Genomic DNA, 23,664 nt, shown 5'->3' with positions numbered 1-23,664 from the left:
ATATATCTTCTATCTTCACTTTTCATTTACTTCATGAGCAACTCTAATTCCAGACTCAATCGCTCCCTGCATCCACCCATGTGTCAACGTTGTATGTTCTCCTGCAAAGTGTACGTTTCCAGCCGGCGACGCAATATAAGGAAATAATTCTAGCTCTTGGCCTGGTTCAAAAGCTGTAAATGCTCCGCAAGAATACGTATTCTTACTCCAGCTAAAAGATTCCCCTGTTATAAACTCACTATAGACTACATTCCCATATATTTGCGCTAAATTTTTCAATGCGTAACGAATACGCTCTCTATGCGGGAGACTATCCCATGTTAAAGCCTCATCCGCCCACGTATAACTTGCTATAACGATAGCTGCCCCTGGTGACTGAATGCCATAGCTCGGATAATATGTAAAACGTATCGGTAAATCCGTAATAGATTTCCCACCATACTGCCCGACTCTTTCCCAAAATCTACTTTTGAACTCTATCGCAATTTTAGTTGCAGCAATATAATTTAATTCACGAATTGCTCGTCTTTTAAAATAAGTGAATAAATGAAATGGCTGAACTTCTACAAATCGTAACGCCGAAAACGGAATTGTGATAATAGCAATATCACTTGTTATTGTAAATGGATCTAACGTTTGTTCATGTTTTACTTGCAGCATCACTTTATTATCTTCTTGTATTATTTTTTCTACTTTATAGGACATAAAAATATTATCCTTTAGCTGTGGTAAAAATGCATTTGGTAATGCATCCATCCCGCCCGTTATCTCGTAATATTTCGCCGTTGAAGTAAAAAAAATCATTTCCCGTAATACTTCAATTAAAGACATTCCCATATATGCTTCCATATCAAGAAGTACACCAATCATATCTATTGCTCCATCCGAATAATACTCCATTAAAAATAAACCAAGCGAATACGTTTTATACTTTTTTTCAACGATAAACCAGTTTTTATTAGGATCCTTCTTAATATAATTTAGTATTGGTTCTAATACTTCAAGCATTAGCTCTTCTGCCGTTTTTCCTCTTTCTTTATCCAAAACCGGATATTCAAGTATACTTGGATCATTTTCAAACACATTCAATCTCGTTTGAATATGATTCGTATAAATGATATCTGCAAAAGTTTTATTTATAAAAAGGTTTAACGGTAGTTTAAATTTACGAATATACGCTAAAGTTAACTCATGCGTATCAGGAATTCTCATCGGTCCTGCATTAAAGTATAAACCCGCACTAAACGGTTCACGAATCGTATACACCCTGCCACCTATTCTGTTATTTGCTTCTATAATCGTTACTTCATGTCCAGCCTCTTTCAATAAAGAACCTGCAACTAATCCAGAAATCCCTGCACCGGCAACTGTAATTTGTTTGGGGTTATTCGTTTTGGCAAGCCCTTCATGAACAATTTGAAGCATTTGTTCCATCGATAATGGATTCCCCATACCATTTCCCCTTTTAAAAAGGATTTTACTGAATTATATTCAGTTAACTGAATTCCTATGTTTTGTTCGCAAATTTGAACGGATACATTTTCAAATACTTGAATATCTTTTATAAAATGTAATAAACTAGATATGAATTTATAGAAGTAGGACGTATTATCTTACATAATAAAATCAATGAAATTGCGAGGAATTGTGAAATGAAAAAAGGTATTAACCGTGTTGTATTAGTAGGAACAGGTGCAGTTGGATGTAGCTATGCTTACTGCATGATTAACCAAGCTGTAGCTGAAGAATTTGTTTTAGTTGATGTAAATGAAGCAAAAGCCGAAGGAGAAGCAATGGATTTAAGTCACGCTGTTCCATTTGCACCAGCTCCAACTAGAGTATGGAAAGGTAGCTACGAAGATTGTAAAGATGCTGATCTTGTAGTCATTACAGCTGGATTACCACAAAAGCCAGGTGAAACACGTTTAGATTTAGTTGAGAAAAACGCTAAAATCTTTAAACAAATCGTTCGCAGTATTATGGATAGCGGATTTGATGGCATCTTCTTAATCGCAACAAACCCTGTAGATATTTTAACGTACGTTACTTGGAAAGAATCTGGTTTACCAAAAGAACGAGTAATCGGTTCTGGTACAACGCTTGACTCTGCTCGTTTCCGCTATATGTTAGGTGAGTACTTCGACATTGGTCCACACAACATTCATGCTTATATTATCGGAGAACATGGCGATACAGAACTTCCAGTATGGAGTCACGTATCAGTTGGTATTCAAAAACTACAAACGCTTCTTGATAAAGACAACACATACACACAAGAAGATTTAGACAAAATTTTCATAAATGTTCGTGATGCAGCCTACCATATTATTGAGCGCAAAGGTGCAACTTATTATGGTATTGGTATGTCACTTCTACGTGTTACAAAAGCTATTTTAAACGACGAAAATAGCGTATTAACAGTTTCAGCATACTTAGAAGGTCAATACGGTCAAAAAGATGTTTATATCGGCGTACCTGCTGTTTTAAATCGCGGCGGTGTTCGTGAAATTTTAGAAGTAGAATTAAGTGAAGACGAAGAATTAAAATTCGATCACTCTGTTCAAGTGTTGAAAGAAACAATGGCTCCCGTTCTTTAATCATATATTTCATTCAAAAAAGCAATCCAATTCATATTGGATTGCTTTTTTATATTTTTATTGTTCACCCTCAATCTAAACCGTAATATTATCCATAATAGAAAGGAGTGATTTTATGGATGATTCTTGGACAATTGTCATCCTCTTACTAGCTGTAGCGTCATTAATACTTTTTCTCTTTTTAATCATCAGAACGCTATTTCCAACTAAAAAATATGATAAGAATCTCGGGTTGATCCTTATTATTTTAAGCTTATTAGCAATACCGATAAGTATGTTCCTTATAGGAGGATGGGCAGGTATGGGGATTGGCATAATCGCGGTCCTTATTTTTGCTGCTGTTATTATAGCTTTAATTGCAAATAAATTTATAAAACTACCTCCTCCAAAAAAAATAAGAAATAACCGATGTTTTCAAAAAAGACAACATCGGTTATTTCTATCACTTATTGCTTTTAATCAATTTATCATTATTTACGTCAAGTACATCTAATAAAAAGATAAAGATCGGTATCCCGATAATAAGCCCCCATATTCCGAGGAAATGCTCTGAAAAGATGAGAATCATAAATGTATAAAAGACAGGCAAATTCGTTTTTGCAGACATAAATTTTGGATTTAAAAAATAACTTTCAAGAGCGTGAATCACTGTAATGAACACTAGTATGTACAAAACGTACATAACCCCACCTACGTTATAGGCAATGATACAAAGTGGAAACAGTGAAATGATTACGCCGGCAACAGGAATCAACCCTAATAAGAAAATCATAACAGCTAATACGAGAAGCTGTGGAAATCCTAAAACGATTAATGCAATGACAGTCAGGATACAATTTACAACTGCAATTAAAAATTGTGCTTCAATTACTTTACCGAACGACCTTGCAAACCTTTCACCAAAATATGCAATCTCCTCATAAAAAATCTTTAGTTTACTCTCTTTAAACTTAGAAGTAAATGTAATAATACGCTCTTTTTCTAATAAGAAAAATAAGCTTAATATTAGAGACAATAATATTTGTAAACTCACCTTTCCTATATTCGCTATCGATTGATAGATGACATCTACACCTTGTTCTATATATTTTGATACTTCCATTCCATTAATTGTCGAAAGTGCATATTTAATGATCTCATTATCCGGTGGATTTTGAAAAAACAGTTTAAATTGATAAATCAATTGTGAAATTTGTATCGTTAGCACAGGCAAATATTTATACAATGTCGTGCCGATAAAGGAAACTAATATTATATACAAACATGCGATAACAATTTTTCGATTCACTTTCAATTTCTTTGAAATAAAACGTTGAAACCGATCCATTAAAAATGTCAGTATAAACGTAATTAATATTAAATTGATCATACTTTTTAATCCATATAATACAAACGCTAATATTATTAAAACGATAAACCGTTGAAACCCTCTACTTCGAAAAAAATTTTTCACTTCATTCATTAAGATTTAACCTCCCCCTTCTATGGATGTAAATTTGATATATTACAAAACGAACGTATTCATTGTAATACTATTACATTTTATGAACTTCTATAGACAATCTTTCTTACTAATTTGGAAGAATCCTTTTTTTCTTTTTTAATGTCTGATTTTTTATCTAATCCTTTCCTAAAAACTATTTTTAAATTCTATATTTTAGGAGAACGTCTATTTTTAGACTGTTGTTCATACGCATATCCAATATTGAAAAGTTCTTTTTCACCAAACTGCCTCCCGACAAATACAACACCTACTGGCTCTCCATTTTTATCATAGCCTGCTGGTACCGCTAATTCAGGATAACCAGCTACAGCTGATAAAAGAACTTCATCGTTATTAATCATGACTAAAGCGTCCAATCCTTTTTCTACTAAATATCTATCTAGCTCTTTCCTTGCATTTTCTTGACTCGTTTGAACTACTTTTTCAAATTCATCTTTCGTTATAGCAGATTTTTCAGAGCCCTCAATTAATGTTTGTCCATATTTCATTCTTCTTTTACTATCTTTTTTATTAAACGCTATAATCTCTTCTAACGATTTTACAGGCACATTTTTTTGCTTCGAAAGATAGTCGTTAACATTATGTTTGAACTCATATTCTAATGTTTGCAGATTATCTACACCCTCGCTACTTAACTGAATATCATCAGTCAATATCGCACCGGCATCTTGAATGTCTTTTCTAATCTTTTCTGCTACTGCTTTTCTATTTTCATCTTGTTGATCTACAGAAAAAAGAATCCCTATCTTTTTTCCTTTTAATCCATCTATTGATAAATCATTCGTATAATCTATTCTATCTCTATCTTTCATTTTTTCTGTCATAGCATCTTTTTCATCATAACCTACCATTGTATTAAATAACGTTGCCGCGTCTTTTACCGTTCTTGCCATTGGCCCTGCAGTATCAAGTGCTTCAGCTAATGGGATAATGCCAGCTCTGCTAACCATACCTAACGATGGACGTAACCCAACTACAGATTGCTGCGTCGCTGGTGCGACAATAGATCCCGTCGTTTCTGTCCCAATTGCAAGCGGTGCAAAATCTGCCGCAACCACTGTAGCAGACCCCGAACTGGATCCTGATGTATCAAATGTAATTGGACCGTACGGATTTAAATTTTGCCCTTTCTTCCCGCTATATCCACTTGGCATTGTAAAAGATAAATAATTCGCCCATTCAGACATATTTGCTTTACCTAAAACAAATGCCCCCTCTTCTTTCAACTTCTTCACAATCGTGGCATCTTCATCTGCAACCCAATCTTTTAATACAAAAGTGCCTGCGCTTGTCGGCATCACTTTTGCAGTTTGTACATTATCTTTTACGATGACAGGAATGCCGTATAAGTTCGATTTTTTATTTAACGACCTCTCTTTATCTAACTTTCGTGCTTGCTCTATTGCATTTGGATTAATCTCTGTAACAGCATTTAATGATATTCCATTTTGGTCATGTTCTTGTATTCTAAAGAGATAAATACTCGTTAATTCTTCATATGATAATTTTCCATCATCGACCATATTTTGAAGTTCATCCACAGTTGCATTTACAACTGCTTTTTCTTTTATCTTTACATTATCTATGTTGATCCCTTTAAGCTGGTTATGTATCGGCTTTAACACTCTGTCTTTATCATATACAATACGCTCTGGTTCCTTTGGAAAATAATTTTTATACACGTAATATCCACCGGCACATACCAATAGGACAATACCTCCGGCGATAGACAACGTTATCTTTACCCACTTTTTCATGTTGCTTCCTCCACTCTTACAGTTGCTCAGTTATATAAAAAAGAGAGTTACCTTTTACTTAACTCTCTCCAATCAAAATGTTAAATGAAAAAATGAATGATTTCAATCTAATCACTTCTTTTTTTGCATTTGCTTCGCTAACATTTCTTTCACTTGATTATACGTTAATCCTGAATTTTTATTTAAACGTTTTACTTCCTCGACATCAGTACCTACCATTGTATATTTTTTCTCGTCATTCATTTTCCTACTTCCTTTCTCACCTGACTATTTGTTATATTCCTTCCCTAAATGCTTATAAATTAACACTAATACAAAAAAGGAAGCTGTTTCTAAGCACAGCTTCCTTATCGTTACATATTGTATTTCTTAATAAAATTTCACTACATCTTCAGTAGGTAAGAATGTTCTTTCTGCTGGCTGTTCATTTGGTTCACCAAATGGCATTTGACCTACTAAGCTCCACTCTGCTGGAATGTTCCAAGTTTCTTTTACTTCAGCATCTACGATTGGGTTGTAATGTTGCAGTGATGCGCCAATTCCTTCAGCAGATAATAGCATCCACACAGTATGTTGTAACATTGCATTACCTTGATGAGACCAGAATGGGAATTGATCTTTATATAACGGTGCATTTTCTTGCATTTTTTCTACAGTTGCTTGGTCTTCAAAGAATAAAACTGTACCTACACCTGTATGGAAACCTTTTAGTCTTTCTACAGTCGCTTCAAAGTTTTCTGCTGGCACGCGTGACCTAAGCGTTTCTTTTACGATATCCCAAAACTTTTCATGCTCTCCATCCATTAATACAACCATACGGCTACTTTGCATATTAAAAGATGTTGGTGCGTGTAAAGCTGTTTTTAACACTTCTTCAATTCTTTCTTTCGTAATCGCATCGTTTTTTGTTACTTTACGAATTGAACGACGGTTCACGATTGCTTCTTTTAAATTTGTTGTAGTTGCTGACATTTTAATTCCTCCAAATATTTGTTTTATTATTTATTTTGTTATTTCATAACAATCGAATTAGCAATATCCATCGGTATTACATTGCACACCTTCAAATGAATTTGTTTTATCCTTTTCAATTTCTTTATCAATGACCCTTTCTAGTGTTTCTTTACTAGCAAGCCCTTGAATGACTTCATCTCCAATCATGACAGTTGGAACAGCCATAATATTCGCTTCATCATATGCGTGCCGAATTGCTTCTTGATGCTTTTCTTTATATTTACGAGTTACTAAAGCATCTTTAAATTCCGCCTCAGGAAGTCCTACTTCTACCGCTAATTTTTTTAACACATCAATATCTTCAATGTTTTGCTCTTCTTGGAAAAATGCTGTGAATACGCGGTGATGATACTCATTACCTAGTCCACGTTCTTTCGCAAATTGACATCCTTCGAAAGCTAAATGCGTATATGGATGTGGGGAAACACGTGGCAAACGCATATCAATTCCTAACTTCTTCGCTGTCGGAAGAATGAAAGCATCCCATGAACCTAATTTTTCTGGCTCATTCCATGGGTCTATTTTTGAATATGGACTTGGACGTAATTCAAATGGCATCCATTCAATCTCTACATCTTTCTCTTTCACTACCTCATCTAATGGACCTTTTGCTAAAAAACAAAACGGACATATAAAGTCTGAGTATACTTTCATTTTTACAGTCATAATTTTTACACCTTACCTTTATAGTTGTAATCAATATAGTTACATCGATAATAAAAAAATATAGATAATATTTTAATCATTCATTTTCTCTTGTAAAGATTCAAACAACTGCTCCATCGAAATATTTTTCAAAACTTCTTCCATCGCGGATTGTGCTTGAATTAATATAACTTCTAACACCACTTGAATATTCGCTCCAATTGGACAATCTGGATTTGGTTGCTCGTGAATATGAAATAGCTTGTCTTCTTCGACTACGTTCACTGCATGATACACATCTAACAATGTGATTTCATGTAAATCCTTTAATAATCCCGCACCACCTGGCCCGCGATTTACGTAAACAAATCCAGCTTGTTTCAAGTACGACATAATTTTACGGATTACTACCGGATTTGTATTTACACTTTCAGCCATATAGTCTGAAGTACAAAGTGAAGATGGATTGTTTTTCAAAATAGATAAAATATGAACAGCTATAGAAAAGCGGCTACTAATTTTCATCGTCATCACCACCTCGATGTAATCATTATAGTTACAACTAAAAAATAAGTCAATCCTTTTCACAGATTTTTTATAAGTAAATTAAAAAGTGTCCCATTATGATATATGAGACACCTCTTTTTATTCTGCAAATAGCGCTTGAAATTCTTCAATAAATAGCTGCACAGCGATTGAAGAATCCTTTAATGAAGGAGCAGCTAAAGCAATTTCTCTCCATACTTGTGGTTCCAATTCTCTCGTTTGCACATTTTTTGGTAAATTCGTTAAAGATAATTCAGCCAATATTGCAATGCCTAATCCTTCTTGAATCATATTTAAAGCTGTAGTAACTGTCGAAATTACATACTCAGCCCGAAGTGGTACGTTTGCTTGTTTAAACATATCAATAATGGGTGGTTCGTATCCACCCTTACATAATATGATCGATTCATTCTCTAAATCACTAATTGTAATAGCGTCCTTCTTACAGAGAGGATGATCCTCTCTTAAGATAACAACCATTTTCCCCTTCGCTAATGGAACAATCTCCATATCTTTATTAGGCAAAATAACAATTCCTATATCAATAACCCTCGATACTAACCAATCTTCAACTTCTTTAATCGTTCCTTCACAAAGAACTACTTCTAAGTTCGGATACTTCTCCTTAAAAAGATTTATCATTTGGGGTAAGAAATGTGCAGAAGCGCTCGGAAAACTCCCAATTCGAATCGTCCCAACTTCGTGTCCTTTCTCCATCGCAACTTCTTGCTCAATTTTCTCAATTCCATTCAATATTTCTCTAATATGAACAAGAATTCTCTCTCCTACGTCAGTAACAATTAAGCCTTCTCTCTTATCACGTATAAGAATCGTAATATCTAATTCTGACTCAATACTTGAAATGGCATGACTGACAGCAGGCTGTGTCATATTAAGTGCTTTTGCTGCTTTCGTAAAACTACCTAATTCAACCGTTTTAATCAAAACTTGTAGTTGTGTAATGGTCATAACTAATCACTTATACCCCTTATAAAAAAGATTCATTTTATTTATCACAGTCGATATCATATCATAGTGAAATGAAATACAACAAGGAGGTCTTACCGTGACACAGCTTTCTCGAACAAAAACGGCCATCATCCTTACTTTTCTCGTTATTATGTGGGGAATTAATTGGCCTTTATCTAAATTTGCCTTGCATTATACACCACCTGTTTTATTTGCAGGCGTTAGAACTTTAATTGGGGGATTCATTTTACTTATTTTCGCATTACCGAAATACAAAGCGCTACATTTAAAAGAAACTTGGCATTTATACGTTATTTCTTCTTTACTTAACATCATTATCTTTTACGGACTACAAACTGTCGGTCTTCAATACATGCCCGCTGGATTATTTTCCGCAATTGTATTTCTACAGCCTGTTTTACTCGGCATTTTCTCGTGGATATGGCTTGAAGAATCAATGTATGGCTTAAAAATTTTCGGTTTAATTCTAGGATTTATTGGCGTGGGGGTTATTAGCTCTAGTAGCTTAACCGGCCATATTTCTATCATTGGAATCCTTCTCGCATTAGGTTGTGCGATTGGATGGGCACTGGGTACAGTATTTATTAAAAAAACCGGGCACCGCGTTAATGCTATTTGGATGGTAACACTTCAGCTTATTATTGGAGGTCTTTGCTTAGTCGGATTTGGATTAGAGTTTGAAAGCTGGTCTAGTATCGCTTGGAGTATGCCATTTGTTAGTGTGCTACTCTTTATTTCGTTCTTTGTTATTGCAATGGGATGGCTCGCTTACTTCACACTTGTTGGAGCTGGTGAAGCAAGTAAAGTTGGAGCTTATACGTTCCTTATCCCTCTTATCGCTATTATTGTAAGTTCAATTTTCTTACATGAGGCCATTACCATTAGCTTATTCATCGGACTATTATTTATTGTCGTGAGTATTTGCTTTGTAAATATAAAACCGAAAACACTTACTGTAAGGCAGCAGGTTGAAGTGAAATAAATAAACGTGAAAAAGAGCCTACTATTTGTAGGCTCTTTCTTATACCTTACTTTTTACGACGTACTACAAAAACAAACGTACCTACCGAAGATACAATCGCTAAAACTGATAACACAATTGCTATTGCTTGCATATTACTTGTACCTTCATTTTTTACCACACTAGATACTTCTCCATGTTCTCCAGTTAAGGACGTACCTTTTGCAATTGTAGTAACTGAATGCGGTTTTTCAGCTTTCTCATCGCCTGTCCATTCAACAATTTCTCCGTCTTTATATTGTTGATACGCATCCCAGGCTATCTTTTGTTCTTTATCTGGGTTTTTAGCGACGAAAGTAAATCGTTGGAACTGACCAGATAAAATCCCTTCTCCTGTTGCTTCCCATACTACAGTTTTCACTTTTCCAGCATTATCTTTTTGCTCTTCCACTTTCCACCCTGGCACTGGTTCATACTGTTGAAACTCAACGCCGGACGGTATTTTCAATGTAACTTTTGTCGTTGCTACATTCTTTTCAACTGGTACTTTTATCGTGTAAGTCTCCCAAGAGTTAACATCCGAAGTTGCTGGCTTCACAGTGACGTGCGCACTTACAGGTAACGAAAAAATTCCCATTGCAATTATTGTTGCGATCATTGTTGTTCCTAATTTTTTTATACGTTTCATTTTCTATTAGCTCCTTTTTATCTATACCTTCTCTTTATCTGCCACCTACAATAAATTTATAATCCGTATCGAAGCTATCAAGAGATTTTGTTAACCCATGAACTTGTATATTCCAATTTCCTGTCATATTAATATACATACCTTCCGCTTCATATTCTCCCGGTGAAATTGCTGAAACTTTAAATGACCCTTTGCCCATATTCATATCTAACGATTGAGTCGTCAATACAATTTGTTCCATATTAGTAACAGGCTGTCCATTCTCATCCTTCAAAGTAATATGAATTGTATTCTGTCCTACCTTATTAGGGCTTACATGTAAAGTAAGTTCATATCCATTATCTAATTGTTTACTCTCTGTAAAAGGTCCAGTAGGAGGCATCGGCGGTGTTTGTACGTTTGTCATAAAAGCTACGATTATGAAAACGATAATTCCAATGATCAACTCTACTTTCAGCGTAGCGCCTAATCCTTGTCGGGCTCGCATTTTCCCTTTCACATAATGAATAATTCCCAATATCCCCATGAAAACGAATAAAAGTATCTTTGCTAATAATGCTAATCCATACTTCGTATCAAATAGGGAATGAATCGTGGGAATAAAAAATGTACTGTTAAAAAGACCCGTTAATACAATGACTATGACAGCACCTGTTGCCCATGGTGAAAAACGCTTAATTGCATCCCAATACTTCGTCCACTTGTCATCCTCTTTACGTAAAAGAAGAATAATCGATGATAGACCGCCAACCCATAACGAAGCTGCGAATAAATGTAGAAAGTCCATAACGACAGCAATGTCTTTAAACTTCAAACCAAATGCGTGACTATTAAAGGCTTTCATAACGAGTAACCCAATAAAAAGTAATATTGGAATGCTCCATACTTTAAACGATGAAAGTTTCTCACGCTTCACCGCAAAATAAGTAACAATGATAAGCACACTAATAAGAGCCATTTGAGTGATCCATACATAACCAAAAACAGATAGTTGCAATGTTTCTTTTAATAATAGTGGATCAAATGCTTCTAACCACGAAACATCAGCATTTATTTTCGCTTGCAATGGTAGATTGCATAGTAAGCTAATGAATATACCTATTAATGATATCCATATTATTCTCTTACTCCTTGAGTGAACTTCTATTGCATCCCCTTTATATATAATAAGATTAAAGAATAGAACTCCTAAAAATAGTGAGAAACTTGTATATAGAACCCCGCGTTCCATAATCATATCGATTTGCGGGACATACCCCATCTCTTCTACTTGTACATTATCTGCTCCCGCTTCGGCTAACCCAATCTGGAACGGAATAACTCCTTGAATTGGATGTCCATCAGCTGAAATAGCTTTCCATTGAATAGAATAGAGACCGTCTTTAAGATTCTCTTTTACCCCTGCCTCTAATAGTTTTTTGTTTCTTTTATCAATATGAGCATCCTTTAAATCTACTCTTTTACCTGAGGTATCTCTTACAAACAATGTATTAAAATGTGAAACTTGTATATCCTCATCAAATTCGATTTTCACGACAGTTGGTGCTTTCTTCAACGTTTCATTTTCAACAGGATTTGATTTCACAACATATGCATGAGCAGACGCGCTTTTTGGTATCAATATAATAAGCACACATGCTATTACTAGCCATGCCCCTAACCTTCTCATTACTTTCACACTCATTTCACTTCTTTCTTCTTCATCGCTACACTTTCATTACTTTATACTTCCTAGTTTGATTTTCAGGCGAAATATTAACCTTATTAAGTATAAATTTCCATGCTATATAATACTTACTTTCTCCCCGCTTTTAAACTACTAATATAATAGTAACTACCCTAATTAAAACAACTTATATTTTTAAAGTCGATTGTAATTATATCATAAAATATATTTATGTAAGTTCCTTAAGAAGAAAAGTTCTCGTGAATCATTTGTGAAGAAAATGTGAAATACATAAAGTGAAACTTTAATTAGCCCTCACCAATAGAGCTTTTACGGGCAGTAAGACTCCTACAAATAGCGAGATAAATTAAAAGGTGTTACGTAATAACGTAACACCTTTTAAAAAATATCCTTCTTCTATTTCTCTTCCGGATAATCACAATACTCAATAATCGTTCCTTCTGTATCCGCTGGGTTCAGGTAAATTAATCGTCTACCATGTTTATTCACTCGAAGTGTATGCTCTAATGTTCGAATACCTTGTTCTTTTAATTCTTCTAAAGCCACATCTAAATCATCGACACGATACGCAACGTGGTGAACACCTTTCCCTTTTTGTTTTATAAAGCGCGCTATTGGCGACGTCGTATTATTCGTCGGTGCAAGTAGTTCAATTCTATCTCCATCCACTTCTATAATAGCAACTTCACTTTCCACACCTGGTGCTTCACTTACGTAACGATCTATTAATTTCCCTGATAGAACCTGTTCATAAAAACGTATCGTACTATCTATATCACGAACTGCGATTCCGATATGATCAATTGTTTTTTTCATTTTATTTCCCCTACTACTTTATTTTTTACTCCTTATTAATAGTAACAAAAAAAGTTATAGAAACAAGTTCTATAACTTTTTCAATTAACTTATTTTCTTGTCCACTCTAGTTGCAGGTTGAACTTGTTTTTTCACTTTTAAAACGCTAATGCCATATCCGATAAATCCACCGATAATCGCTGGGAAGATCCAGCCTAATCCTACTTCCTGCATCGGAAGGAATTTAGTGAACACTTGGCTTACTACTTCAATGTTAACTCCAGCTGCACTTAATCCATCGAATAAGCTGATGATAAATGTTACGATTAAGCTCACTTGATAAACTTCAGCTCTTCCTTTGAATAATGAATGGAAGAATGTTAAGAAAATCAATACGATTGCTAGTGGATAAATTGCTGTTAATACTGGAACAGAAACTGCGATTAATTGTGTTAATCCTACGTTTGCAACAATTGCACTAAATACACATAGCGTAATTGCAATTGCTTTGTAAGGAACATTTGGGAATAACTTATGGAAGAATGAAGAACATGCTGATACAAGTCCCACACTAGTTGTTAAACAAGCTACTGTAATCATTAATCCTAATAATACTCCGCCATATGATCCGAAATAGTAGTTAGAAACTTTCGCTAATACTTCTCCGCCGTTCTCTAAATGTCCAAGCTTTGCAACACTTGAAGCACCCATATAAGAAAGTGCTGTATAAATAATTGCTAAAATAGATGCTGCAATGATTGTCGCTTTTGCACAAACGACCATAATCTGTGTTTTCGTTTTCGCACCTTTTTCTTTAATTGCATTAATGATGATGATTCCGAATACGAATGATGCAAGCGTGTCCATTGTTAAGTATCCTTCTTGGAATCCTTTAAAGAATGCATGTGATGTATACCCTTCCACTGGTGCTTGCATATCTCCAATTGGATGAATAAAAGCAACGATTACTAAAATACCGATGAATGTCAATTTAATTGGCGTTAATATTTTTCCAACAATATCGACAATTTTCGCAGGATTTAGCGAAAAAAAACAAGTGATGCTAAAGAATATAATTGTGAAAAGAATTAAAGGTGTAGAACCTAATCCTTCTGGCATAAAAGGCTTAAGACCAATTTCATAAGAAACATTACCCGTTCTTGGTATTGCAAATAACGGACCGATTGCTAAGTATAAAACTGTTGTAAACACAATCCCGAATACTGGGTGAGCACGACTTGCTAATGACTGTAAATCATCTTTACCCGAAAAACCAAATGCTAGTACACCTAGTAATGGTAATCCAACACCTGTTACTAAAAATCCAGCGTTAGCAATCCATACATTCTCTCCTGCCGATTGACCTAGCATAGCTGGGAAAATTAAATTTCCGGCTCCAAAAAATAGTGCAAATAACATTAATCCAATAACTACTATGAACGAAAACGGTACTTTATTCGCCATAATATAACCCCCATTCAAATTTCCTTATCTCATTTTCCAATTTTAACTAATTGAATTTTCTGAATATTTAATTTAAGTATCAACTATTCTTGAACTTATTATAATTCTCTATATAATATTTTGCAATACTATTTTCAAACTTTTCTTTTATTTTATGAATATACATTTTTTAACATAGAATATAGACTAAAAAACCAACATGGTCATCCATGTTGGTTTTTCCATTTACTATCAGTAATTAAAATTTCGCAGCTACTTTTTTAACGTTTTCTAAACCTTCTTCAACAATTTGTTGTGAGCGATCTGGATATTGATTGTGTCCTTCAATTACCACTGTTTCTGGATTTGTAATTCCCCAGAATCCAAGTACAGTTGTTACATAATTAACCGCCATTTCCATAGGAGCCATTTGCTCTGAAGAATAATCTGAACCACGAGCACCTAGTACAACTACTTTCTTATCACCAGCTAAACCTTCCGGACCATTTGCTGTATATTTAAACGTTTTTCCAGCTTGAGAAAGGTATGAAATATATGTGATTAATGGTGCGGGTACTGTGAAGTTCCATAATGGGAACGCAAATACAACTTTATCAGCTTCTAAAAACTGATTTAAATATTGCTCTACTGTTGCTACAGCCTTTTCTTCTTCAGCTGTTAACTCCATTCCTTGACTGCGTTTATATCCACCTGAAATTGCGATATTTCCGTAATAAGGAAGATCTAATGCAAATAAATCTAACTCTGTAATTTCTGTATTTGGGTTCGCTTCCTTATAAGTACTTACAAATGTTTCATACATTTTTGAACTAATTGCTTGCTCCGCTGGACGATCGTTCGCTTTTACAAATAATACTTTTGACATAGTTTTATTCTCCTCTACTTTCGTAATTTCTTCTTTTTTACCAAATAATGAGCTAAATAGTCCCATTTGCTTCACCTAATCTTTCTTTTCATATTCATTATTCATCATCATAAAAATTCTTATTCTAAGAAAAAGTTCCAATAGAGACCTTCATTTCAGGAATCTATAACTTTTTGTTATTCAATTACCTTATGTAAGTGATTGTAATATAGTAACTTACTTTAGTCAAGTAACTTTTAATAAAAAATAAAATCTCGAATTAAAAATAATAATTAAACACCAAATACGACTTTATTACTTGTATAATTAACTTAGAGAGGGAAATTCATATTTAGAAAGGATTTATTCATGAGCACTATAGAAAAGATTCAAACTTTTATTATTCTATTTGCTGTTACATGTGGCATTGTACTCGGACAATTTAATATCATACATATGTATTCAGACAAATTTATTGTCCCCTTCTTATTTTTCATGCTATATGGATTATTCCTCAGCATCCCATTGAAAGAGATTAAAAACGGATTTCGCAATTTAAAATTTGCCGGAACAAGCCTTACCATTAATTTTTTATGGACGCCTTTCCTCGCCTGGGGATTAGGTGCATTATTTCTTTCAGATCACCCAGCACTTTGGGTTGGGTTTATAATGTTAATGGTTACTCCATGTACAGATTGGTACTTAATATTCACTGAAATAGCGAAAGGAAACGTAGCACTTTCCACAGCGATTTTGCCTGTAAATTTAATTTTACAAGTATTATTGCTACCCGTTTATTTATTTTTATTTGCCGGTGTAATGAAGACTGTAGCGGTTTCTATTTTAATAGAAAGTATCGTAATCGTTATCGTCTTACCATTCTTATTTGCACATGCTACAAAATTCATTATGAATAAAATGAAAAAAGCTGAAACACTCGAGAATAAAATCATTCCGTTTTTCAGCTCTGCTCAAATTGTATTTTTAAGTTTAGCAATTGTAGCGATGTTTGCATCACAAGGTAAATATTTACTCCAAAATATGAATGTTGTTTTATTATTACTCATTCCTGTTCTATTGTTCTTCATCATTAATTTTTTACTAGGACAATTTATCGGGCGCATCCTGCATTTATCTTATAAAGATACAGTAAGTTTAAGCTTAACAACATTAGCAAGAAACTCGCCTGTTGCGCTCGCTATTGCTGTGACTGCTTTTCCAGACGAGCCTCTTATCGCACTTGCACTCGTTATTGGACCGTTAATTGAGTTACCAGTACTTGCTTGTGTTTCACAAGTGTTGTTACTTATTAAGAAAAAACGGCAATACGCATAATAAAAAGCGTCCCACTTTGGGACGCTTTTTATTGTCGAGAAATTATATAAATGCAAAATTGAATTATCGGCTCTAAAAATTTTATACGTTATAGAAGATTGACTTTTCGTTACATTAACAGATCCTTTTTAATTAAAAAGGATAGGAAAAGTAAATATAACAAACGCTGCCCAAAGTCCGTAGATTGGCAAATACTTCGTAACGGCATCTTGGATAGGTAAAGGTCCGGATTTATTTTGTAGAAAACGCATATAAGAGAGCATAATCCAAATTAGATTTGCCCAAATCAGTATATTTACTCCTAAAACAGCAAGTCTATTAGGCGTAATACCATAGGAAGAAAGTCTGAACACGATAGCTGACAAAGCCACACTGTCAATAATAAGCGCAAGAACAATTAAGACAAAATTTATATAATCTGAAATGTTCTTTTTCTCATCTGAGTCGCTCTCAACAATGGAAAATATAGTAACAGCCAATACAACAAGAAGTATTCCGTTGAAGACCATCAAGAAATTGCGGTCCAAAAATGGATTTTTCCCAACCCATATAACCGTTATAAGATAGATCAACAAGGTGATCAGGACAAGCGGACTAAAAATTTTAGCTATATAGGGGGTAATATTTTTAGCAAACTTAAGATTCATTGATACTAAGTATGCAGCCACAATAGCGAGAGCGGCAGCACCAAATAAAACAACATTACTAAAATAGAACTCTCCTATATCCAAGTCAACAAAACTAAATAACCGCATGGTGAATACTGCTAGTATCATTCCGCTAACTGCCATGCTGGCGTAAAGAATACAATATTCCAAATTAAATTTAATATAAGCTAACCTTGTACTGCCTTTTGAATATTCATTTCCTGTAAACGCAAGCCCTACCAATACCCATAAGAATATAGGAAGGTGTAAATAAGCAAGGATAATACTGTCTTTATCATTTAATGGCAGCATATTAAGATAAAGCCCAGAAATTAGGAACAACGCTGCAAGGGAATAAATAATACTTTTTTTCGGAGTATTATTGTAAACAAAATAGGCAGCAATAAAAGGGATTATACCAAAAGCCAGATTAATCGGAGCAATTGCTTCCTGTTCGACAAAGTGGAAAATGATTCTGGTGCTTAATCCGGCTAGAATAGCTAACATGCCCATGAATAAGAAACCCTTTTGAATCAAGGAGGGCTTTCTTGTATTTCCCTTCTCCTTGAAATGTAATCTTTCATACCAAATACCCAGAACCTGAGAATCCGGATTTTGTTCCCATGCTTGTGAGAATGACTTTTTAAAAGCTTTCGGGTCTTTTCTATACATTCTCTCCAACTCATGAGGGTTATCCATATTTTCAATAATCAAATTGTGACTGTTCATAGTTTTACCTCCTCTATAAAAAACAACGTTGTTACCTTTTCCATAAAAAGCAACTCGCTTTTTTATTCTGATTTTGATTTTAATATAAATTTTATTGTTTTACAATAAATTTTTATTATTTTAGGTGATATTTTTGTTGTATATTTTTATTCCAAGCAAAAACAAAAAGCATTCCTCATTCAAAGAAATGCTCTATAACTTTTTATAAACATCGGTGTAAGCTACAGTCAGTTTTGAAACTTCCTCAAGTAAAGAACTTTTTATCCCGGCTCAATTTTTCGTAAGATGTCTTTATTACTTGATTGAAGACTATTTTTGCTTTGTTCATATCTCCTAATCAACCATTTCCCAAAATTGAGATGCTACTTTGGAAATTCTTTGGTCTTTTAATTTTACTATTACAGGTTCTAAATGAAAATCAAATTGTTTCAATTCAAAAAGCGTTGTATGTTCTAAAAATGATGATGTGTAATCCATTCTTGGAATAACGGATAATCCTAGTCCTCTACTAACAAGTGCTACAACCATCCGTATATCTTTACACTCGATAATGATATTTGGCTTGACTTGATGTTCATCAAACACCTTGAAAAGGTCTTCATTGAAGGAGAGCCCTTCCATTGCTCCTAGCATAACGAATGGGAACTGGGCAATCTGTTCGATCGTCACATGCTGTGATGAAAACGATGTTGCCCAACTTGATGGAATAATCACAGCGGTTGGTTGTTTTTTTAATATTTTCATCTCATATTGTTCACTATTGCCCAATCGTAAAAGTAAGGCAACATCAATTTCTCTTTGTTCTAGTTTTTTTAATAATTCTTCTGAATTTCCAGTTACTATTTTTATTTTGACATTAGGGTATTGTGTTCTAAACGTACTAACATAGTCAATGAGCATATTCGAACATGTAGACGATACACCGATACTTACTGTTCCGCCTATACCTTGTTCAATTTCTTGAATTTGCTGCTTTACATCTTGAATTTGCATTAACATTTGATTGGCATATTGGTATAGTATTTCACCTGTTGCTGTAAGCTCCCATTTTTGACGATATCGATGAATTAAAGTTGTGCCAAGATCAGTTTCAAGCTTTTTTAATAATTGGCTAAGCGGGGGCTGCGCGATATGGAGCACTTCTGCTGCTTTAGAAATGCTTCCTTGTTTCACAATTTCTTTAAAGTAATATAATTGCCTGAAATCCATTGTATCTCTCCGTCATATGTTTTTTGATATGATTAGTTTATCATATATATATTTTTCATATGTCGAATTTGGCGTTATATTTAATTCTATAGCTATAGTCTTTATATTGATAATATTAACTAGAAAGTGAGAGATACTATGAATCATTGGAACAGAACCTTGAAGCGCATCTTCTTATACGTGCTCGGGTTATTTTTTATGTCGATTGGCATTAGCATGTCGATTCAAGCAGGATTTGGTGTATCGCCTGTGTCATCATTAGCATATGCAAGTACGCTAACGATTGGTTTATCGATTGGTGTGACAATGGCGCTTGCAAATGTTTTATACATTATCATTCAAGTGATATTAAGTAAACGAATGGAGTTAAATGAATTTGTGAGTCAATTCATTATTTCGTTTTTATTTGGTTTTTTCATGGATGCAACGCTCTTCCTTGTCCAACTTTTCCCTGCACCTGAAACTCTCCTTGCTCGAAGTGTATATTTGATTGTTAGTTTATTTGTTATAGCAGTCGGTTTAATGGGCTATACAACAGCGAAACTGCCATTAATGCCGTATGATGCATTAACTTATGCAATTAGTGAAAAATTTAATTTAAAATTCGGTAAAGCAAAAATTTTGAGCGATTTAATAAACATTTGTGTAGCTGGTGCACTTTGTATAATTTTTATTCAATCATTAGGCTCAATAGGAATTGGCACACTAATTGCCACCTATTTTATCGGCAAAATTTTAGGGTGGATGATACCGTATTATCAACCACCTCTCCAACAATGGGTATTTAAAACAGAAAAGGCTGCCCAAGGAATCATAATAAAGTATAGGAAAAATAGATGAATCAAATTCCTCAGCCGAAATCAAATAATGAATTTTGCACCTTATCAAGTGCCAGTCCACATTAGGAATGGCACTTCTTTATTACTGCCTTTTCTTTGACCTTCTATCACTTTGGTTAAATGATAAAACAAACATTGTATTAAAACTAAACTGCCGTTTAGTTAAAGAAGAATCTTTAAACTTTTTTATATTTTAAAAGACTTTATTGCTACTTAACACTATTTCATACCACCTTTTCAAACAATTATTTCAAATAAATTTTAGTGCTAGTATACAAAACCCTGTAAATATAAAATAAAAAAGCATGACATAAAATTGTCATGCTTTTTCTTTTCTATCTATATTTTCAAATCGAATACAGAACATTTTACTCGGGAAAGAGCTTTGTCACTTGTTGAAACTACTTAATTCTCAAACACAAAATTAATCTTATTATCTTTCCACTCTAACTTCGCATCAAACGTTTTCTCGCCCTTTTTAAAGCCTTTAATTAAATCGGTCTTCTCACCTTTTAAGAGCTTTGTCATATTCTTTTGCGAAATTGTTTTACTTAATATTTTCTTCGAGATGGTAAAGTCACATTGTGTTGTATTGTAATTGGAACAACCGTAAAACGTAGATTTATCAATTACATCACCATCGCATTTTTTACAACTTCCAACCTTTTTACCTGTCGTAAATTTCGATCCTTTTCGATCAATCGATTCAACATGTAATCCAGTGAAATCCCATTTCTCCGACATTTCTACCGCATCTTCAATAATTTTAGCTGATAGCTTTTTCGTTTGTTCCATAAATGTAGCTGGTGAAGCGGTACCTTCTCCGATCTCTGCAAGACGTTGTTCCCATTTTGCAGTCATTTCCGGTGAAGCTAGTATTTTGTCGCCGATTGCTGTAATTAATACTTTTCCCTTATCAGTCGCATACACTTGGTTTTTCTGCACATCTATATATTTACGGTCTTTCAGCATCGTAATGATGCCGGCACGAGTCGCTTCCGTACCTAAACCTTCTGTTTTCTTTAATACTTTCTCCAGCTCTTCATTCTCTAAATACTTACCTGCCGTTTTCATTAACGTAATAAGTTGTCCTTCTGTATAACGCTTCGGTGGCTGTGTTTTTCCTTCTTTCACTTTCACCTTTACAACTTTTCCTTGGTCACCTTCAGCTACAATTGGAAGAATCGTTTCGTCATCTTTATCGTCTTGGAAAATAACTTTACGCCAACCTTCTTGTATTTGCTGTTTTCCTTTCGAAATGAACGCAGCACGTTCGTCTACAAGAGTTGTAATTGTTGTGTAGTCAAAGATTGCTACTTCATAATGCGCCGCAATAAGTCGTCTTACGATCATATCGTAAATTTTCTTTTCATCGCCTGATAATTTGCTTGGATTGGTAACTTGTTCTGTCGGTATAATTGCGTAGTGATCTGTAACTTTCTTTTCATTCACATAACGCTTATTGTTCATAATCGATTCAACCGGAGCCGGTAATAAACCTTTATATTCATCAAACTGACTTAATTTCTGTAAAATATCAGGGAACGTCGCTGCTTCTCCTTGTGTAACATAGTTAGAATCCGAACGTGGATAAGAAACTATCCCTTTTTGATATAGTGCTTGCGTTATATCAAGCGTCTTTTTCGGCGAAAATTTAAAAGCTTTATTTGCTGTCGCTTGCAGTGCTGATAAATTAAATAAAAGCGGCGGCTGAAACTCTTTACGCTCCGTTTTCATTTCTTTCACTTCTGCCGGTTTCCCTTGACAAAAAGCCGCAATTTTATTCGCCATATCAGGGTCTTTTAAGCGGGATTCATTATCCTTCTCCCATTTCCCATCATATTTCTTCCCTTCAATATTAAAGGTTGCGAACACTTCCCAAAACGGCTCTGACTTAAAGTCTTCAATTTCTTTCTCACGCTTTACGATTAATGCGAGTGTCGGTGTTTGTACACGTCCGGCGGAAAACACATCATTCATTCCCTTTTTCTTTAGCAAAATGCTAAAAACACGCGATGCATTCATACCAACAACCCAGTCGGCGCAAGATCTTGTATATGCTTCGTAATACGTATTAATCGTATCTGCTTCATCTAGTAAGTTTTTAAATCCTTGATAAATGGCTTGCTTCGTTAAAGATGAAATCCAAAGACGTTTCATCGGCTTTTGCACGTTACAAAGATTAATAATGTTTCGTACAATTAATTCCCCTTCGCGCCCAGCATCGCCTGCGTGAATAATTTCTGTTACCCCCGGATTATGTAACAGCTGTTTCACTACATTAAATTGCTTATACTTTGACTTTGTTACTTCAAATTGAAAACGTTCTGGAATCATCGGTAACGTATTAAGTGACCATTTTTTCCACTCTGCATGATAATGTTCTGGATTACATAACTGCGTCAAATGACCAATTGCCCATGTACAGTACGCTCCATTTGGAAATAACTCATTTGCTTCTACTTCTAAATATCCATCTTTTCGGCGATATTTAAACTGTGAAACAAGAGCCAAACCTTGATCTGGTTTCTCGGCTAAGATTAATACGTATCCCATTTATAGGTCAATCTCCTTTATTCTTTATTTTACAAGGTATAAGTCTTGTTCGACCTTTTTAATAAGTCAAACAAGTCAACATTACGAATCCTTTAATCTGTTTTTATGTGGAATTCATTCCATTCTATGCAAAATAATAAAAATTCATTTGCTACCTTTAGAACAATAACAAAGTAAGCTATGCATTGCTCAACTCGATTCTAACTTCTTTTTAAATACCTTGAAATCTATCCATTAATTTCAAGCCAACGTAAGTATTATTCGACATTTATAATAAATCAAACAAGTAAGCGCCAAATAATATCGCACCTAGAAATGCAAACATTATTTGACGCTTTTTAATTTTACTTCGCTTTAAAAGTATAAATCTTTTAGCTTTCAAACTCTACTATTTCTTCTAAATCCGTATAATAATTTTTAATTGTCATTTCCATACAGGCTTTTCTATTTTCAGGTGTACGTTGTGCTAGGTATTTTTCATTGTAATAAAATGTAAAATCATAAATTATTACAAAAACATTTAAATACTTTTACATCCAAATTTGTAAATCAATAGATGCGATGTCTAATTCTGTACTTGCCATGAAAAACTCTTCGATTTTAGAAAGGACTGGCTCTATTTGTTCAACCAAATTCACTTCTGGAATTAATCTGTTAATATATTCGTTATACAGACTAATTACTTCTTCAGCTAGCTTTAACATTATTCTAGATATTTCTTTTACAACTAACATTAATTTTTCTTTGTCACCTTTGTTATCTCCATTAATCATTTTGAAGCTTTCATAATAAGCATACAAATTAAAATGTGTGTCTTTTATCATAAATTCATTTGAACTATCTACATTATACCACCA

The 23,664-nt window shown here is 34.1% G+C and carries 21 protein-coding genes and 1 pseudogene; 5 read left to right on the top strand and 17 right to left on the bottom strand.

What is annotated here, in order from left to right; translation table 11 throughout:
* Nucleotides 1-15 precede the first annotated feature (15 nt).
* On the bottom strand, nucleotides 16-1,452 hold the full coding sequence (locus MHH42_RS09515) for a flavin monoamine oxidase family protein (protein WP_000528019.1): 1,437 nt from the start codon (nucleotides 1,450-1,452) through the stop codon (nucleotides 16-18).
* A 200-nt stretch (nucleotides 1,453-1,652) separates the two neighbouring features.
* Between MHH42_RS09515 and MHH42_RS09510 the strand changes: the two genes are divergently transcribed.
* Together MHH42_RS09510 and MHH42_RS09505 are read left to right on the top strand one after the other, a co-directional pair.
* Complete coding sequence (locus MHH42_RS09510) at nucleotides 1,653-2,597, top strand: L-lactate dehydrogenase (RefSeq protein ID WP_000715319.1); 945 nt, start codon at nucleotides 1,653-1,655, stop codon at nucleotides 2,595-2,597.
* Between the two features lie 115 nt (nucleotides 2,598-2,712).
* Nucleotides 2,713-2,991 (top strand): annotated as a pseudogene (locus tag MHH42_RS09505) (YesK family protein); the annotation flags it as partial.
* Nucleotides 2,992-3,039: 48 nt separating this feature from the next.
* Here the strand turns inward: MHH42_RS09505 and MHH42_RS09500 are convergent.
* The 7 genes from MHH42_RS09500 to MHH42_RS09470 form a co-directional block, all read right to left on the bottom strand.
* Nucleotides 3,040-4,059, bottom strand: a complete 1,020-nt coding sequence (locus MHH42_RS09500; protein WP_001006567.1) for an AI-2E family transporter — start codon at nucleotides 4,057-4,059, stop codon at nucleotides 3,040-3,042.
* A gap of 188 nt (nucleotides 4,060-4,247) precedes the next feature.
* The gene (locus MHH42_RS09495; protein WP_000759437.1) at nucleotides 4,248-5,858 is read right to left on the bottom strand and encodes an amidase family protein; all 1,611 of its coding nucleotides are present in this window, start codon (nucleotides 5,856-5,858) and stop codon (nucleotides 4,248-4,250) included.
* Between the two features lie 111 nt (nucleotides 5,859-5,969).
* On the bottom strand, nucleotides 5,970-6,101 hold the full coding sequence (locus tag MHH42_RS09490) for a hypothetical protein (RefSeq protein WP_070173031.1): 132 nt from the start codon (nucleotides 6,099-6,101) through the stop codon (nucleotides 5,970-5,972).
* 126 nt (nucleotides 6,102-6,227) lie between these two features.
* Entirely contained in the window at nucleotides 6,228-6,830 is a 603-nt protein-coding gene (locus MHH42_RS09485) for a nitroreductase family protein (protein ID WP_001277039.1), read from the bottom strand.
* A 57-nt stretch (nucleotides 6,831-6,887) separates the two neighbouring features.
* Nucleotides 6,888-7,538, bottom strand: coding sequence for a DsbA family oxidoreductase (locus MHH42_RS09480; protein WP_340893231.1), 651 nt, complete (start codon nucleotides 7,536-7,538; stop codon nucleotides 6,888-6,890).
* A 72-nt stretch (nucleotides 7,539-7,610) separates the two neighbouring features.
* The gene (locus MHH42_RS09475; RefSeq protein WP_070173029.1) at nucleotides 7,611-8,042 is read right to left on the bottom strand and encodes an Rrf2 family transcriptional regulator; all 432 of its coding nucleotides are present in this window, start codon (nucleotides 8,040-8,042) and stop codon (nucleotides 7,611-7,613) included.
* A gap of 120 nt (nucleotides 8,043-8,162) precedes the next feature.
* Nucleotides 8,163-9,032 (bottom strand): LysR family transcriptional regulator, encoded by an 870-nt coding sequence (locus MHH42_RS09470; protein ID WP_340893230.1) that lies wholly within the window; start codon nucleotides 9,030-9,032, stop codon nucleotides 8,163-8,165.
* Nucleotides 9,033-9,129: 97 nt separating this feature from the next.
* Between MHH42_RS09470 and MHH42_RS09465 the strand changes: the two genes are divergently transcribed.
* Entirely contained in the window at nucleotides 9,130-10,035 is a 906-nt protein-coding gene (locus MHH42_RS09465; RefSeq protein WP_070173027.1) for a DMT family transporter, read from the top strand.
* A 46-nt stretch (nucleotides 10,036-10,081) separates the two neighbouring features.
* Here the strand turns inward: MHH42_RS09465 and MHH42_RS09460 are convergent, their stop codons facing one another.
* The 5 genes from MHH42_RS09460 to MHH42_RS09440 form a co-directional block, all read right to left on the bottom strand.
* A complete protein-coding gene (locus MHH42_RS09460; protein ID WP_070173026.1) occupies nucleotides 10,082-10,702 on the bottom strand; it encodes a YcnI family copper-binding membrane protein in 621 nt (206 codons plus the stop codon).
* A 34-nt stretch (nucleotides 10,703-10,736) separates the two neighbouring features.
* Nucleotides 10,737-12,386 carry a copper resistance CopC/CopD family protein gene (locus MHH42_RS09455; RefSeq protein ID WP_070173025.1) on the bottom strand — a complete coding sequence of 550 codons (1,650 nt, stop codon included), beginning with the start codon at nucleotides 12,384-12,386 and terminating at the stop codon, nucleotides 10,737-10,739.
* Nucleotides 12,387-12,785: 399 nt separating this feature from the next.
* On the bottom strand, nucleotides 12,786-13,205 hold the full coding sequence (locus MHH42_RS09450) for a VOC family protein (protein ID WP_070173024.1): 420 nt from the start codon (nucleotides 13,203-13,205) through the stop codon (nucleotides 12,786-12,788).
* An 84-nt stretch (nucleotides 13,206-13,289) separates the two neighbouring features.
* Nucleotides 13,290-14,648, bottom strand: a complete 1,359-nt coding sequence (gene brnQ / locus MHH42_RS09445; RefSeq protein ID WP_070173023.1) for a branched-chain amino acid transport system II carrier protein — start codon at nucleotides 14,646-14,648, stop codon at nucleotides 13,290-13,292.
* Nucleotides 14,649-14,886: 238 nt separating this feature from the next.
* Nucleotides 14,887-15,579 (bottom strand): FMN-dependent NADH-azoreductase, encoded by a 693-nt coding sequence (locus MHH42_RS09440; protein WP_016108195.1) that lies wholly within the window; start codon nucleotides 15,577-15,579, stop codon nucleotides 14,887-14,889.
* Between the two features lie 282 nt (nucleotides 15,580-15,861).
* Between MHH42_RS09440 and MHH42_RS09435 the strand changes: the two genes are divergently transcribed.
* Nucleotides 15,862-16,827: an arsenic resistance protein gene (locus tag MHH42_RS09435; protein WP_000103791.1), complete on the top strand. Its 966-nt coding sequence runs from the start codon at nucleotides 15,862-15,864 to the stop codon at nucleotides 16,825-16,827.
* Between the two features lie 128 nt (nucleotides 16,828-16,955).
* Here MHH42_RS09435 and MHH42_RS09430 read toward each other — a convergent pair whose 3' ends face one another.
* Together MHH42_RS09430 and MHH42_RS09425 are read right to left on the bottom strand one after the other, a co-directional pair.
* Complete coding sequence (locus MHH42_RS09430; protein ID WP_001084256.1) at nucleotides 16,956-18,203, bottom strand: DUF4153 domain-containing protein; 1,248 nt, start codon at nucleotides 18,201-18,203, stop codon at nucleotides 16,956-16,958.
* Nucleotides 18,204-18,536: 333 nt separating this feature from the next.
* The gene (locus MHH42_RS09425; RefSeq protein WP_000347550.1) at nucleotides 18,537-19,412 is read right to left on the bottom strand and encodes a LysR family transcriptional regulator; all 876 of its coding nucleotides are present in this window, start codon (nucleotides 19,410-19,412) and stop codon (nucleotides 18,537-18,539) included.
* A 138-nt stretch (nucleotides 19,413-19,550) separates the two neighbouring features.
* Here MHH42_RS09425 and MHH42_RS09420 point away from each other — a divergent pair, with 138 nt between their 5' ends.
* A complete protein-coding gene (locus MHH42_RS09420) occupies nucleotides 19,551-20,252 on the top strand; it encodes a YczE/YyaS/YitT family protein (RefSeq protein WP_340893226.1) in 702 nt (233 codons plus the stop codon).
* Between the two features lie 404 nt (nucleotides 20,253-20,656).
* Here the strand turns inward: MHH42_RS09420 and topB are convergent, their stop codons facing one another.
* On the bottom strand, nucleotides 20,657-22,807 hold the full coding sequence (gene topB / locus MHH42_RS09415) for a DNA topoisomerase III (RefSeq protein WP_340893224.1): 2,151 nt from the start codon (nucleotides 22,805-22,807) through the stop codon (nucleotides 20,657-20,659).
* 530 nt (nucleotides 22,808-23,337) lie between these two features.
* A complete protein-coding gene (locus tag MHH42_RS09410; RefSeq protein ID WP_340893222.1) occupies nucleotides 23,338-23,631 on the bottom strand; it encodes a hypothetical protein in 294 nt (97 codons plus the stop codon).
* Between the last annotated feature and the right edge of the window lie 33 nt (nucleotides 23,632-23,664).

The organism is Bacillus sp. FSL L8-0099, assembly GCF_038006385.1.
GTDB lineage: Bacteria > Bacillota > Bacilli > Bacillales > Bacillaceae_G > Bacillus_A > Bacillus_A toyonensis.
This window is presented reverse-complemented; position numbering and strand designations above follow the sequence as displayed.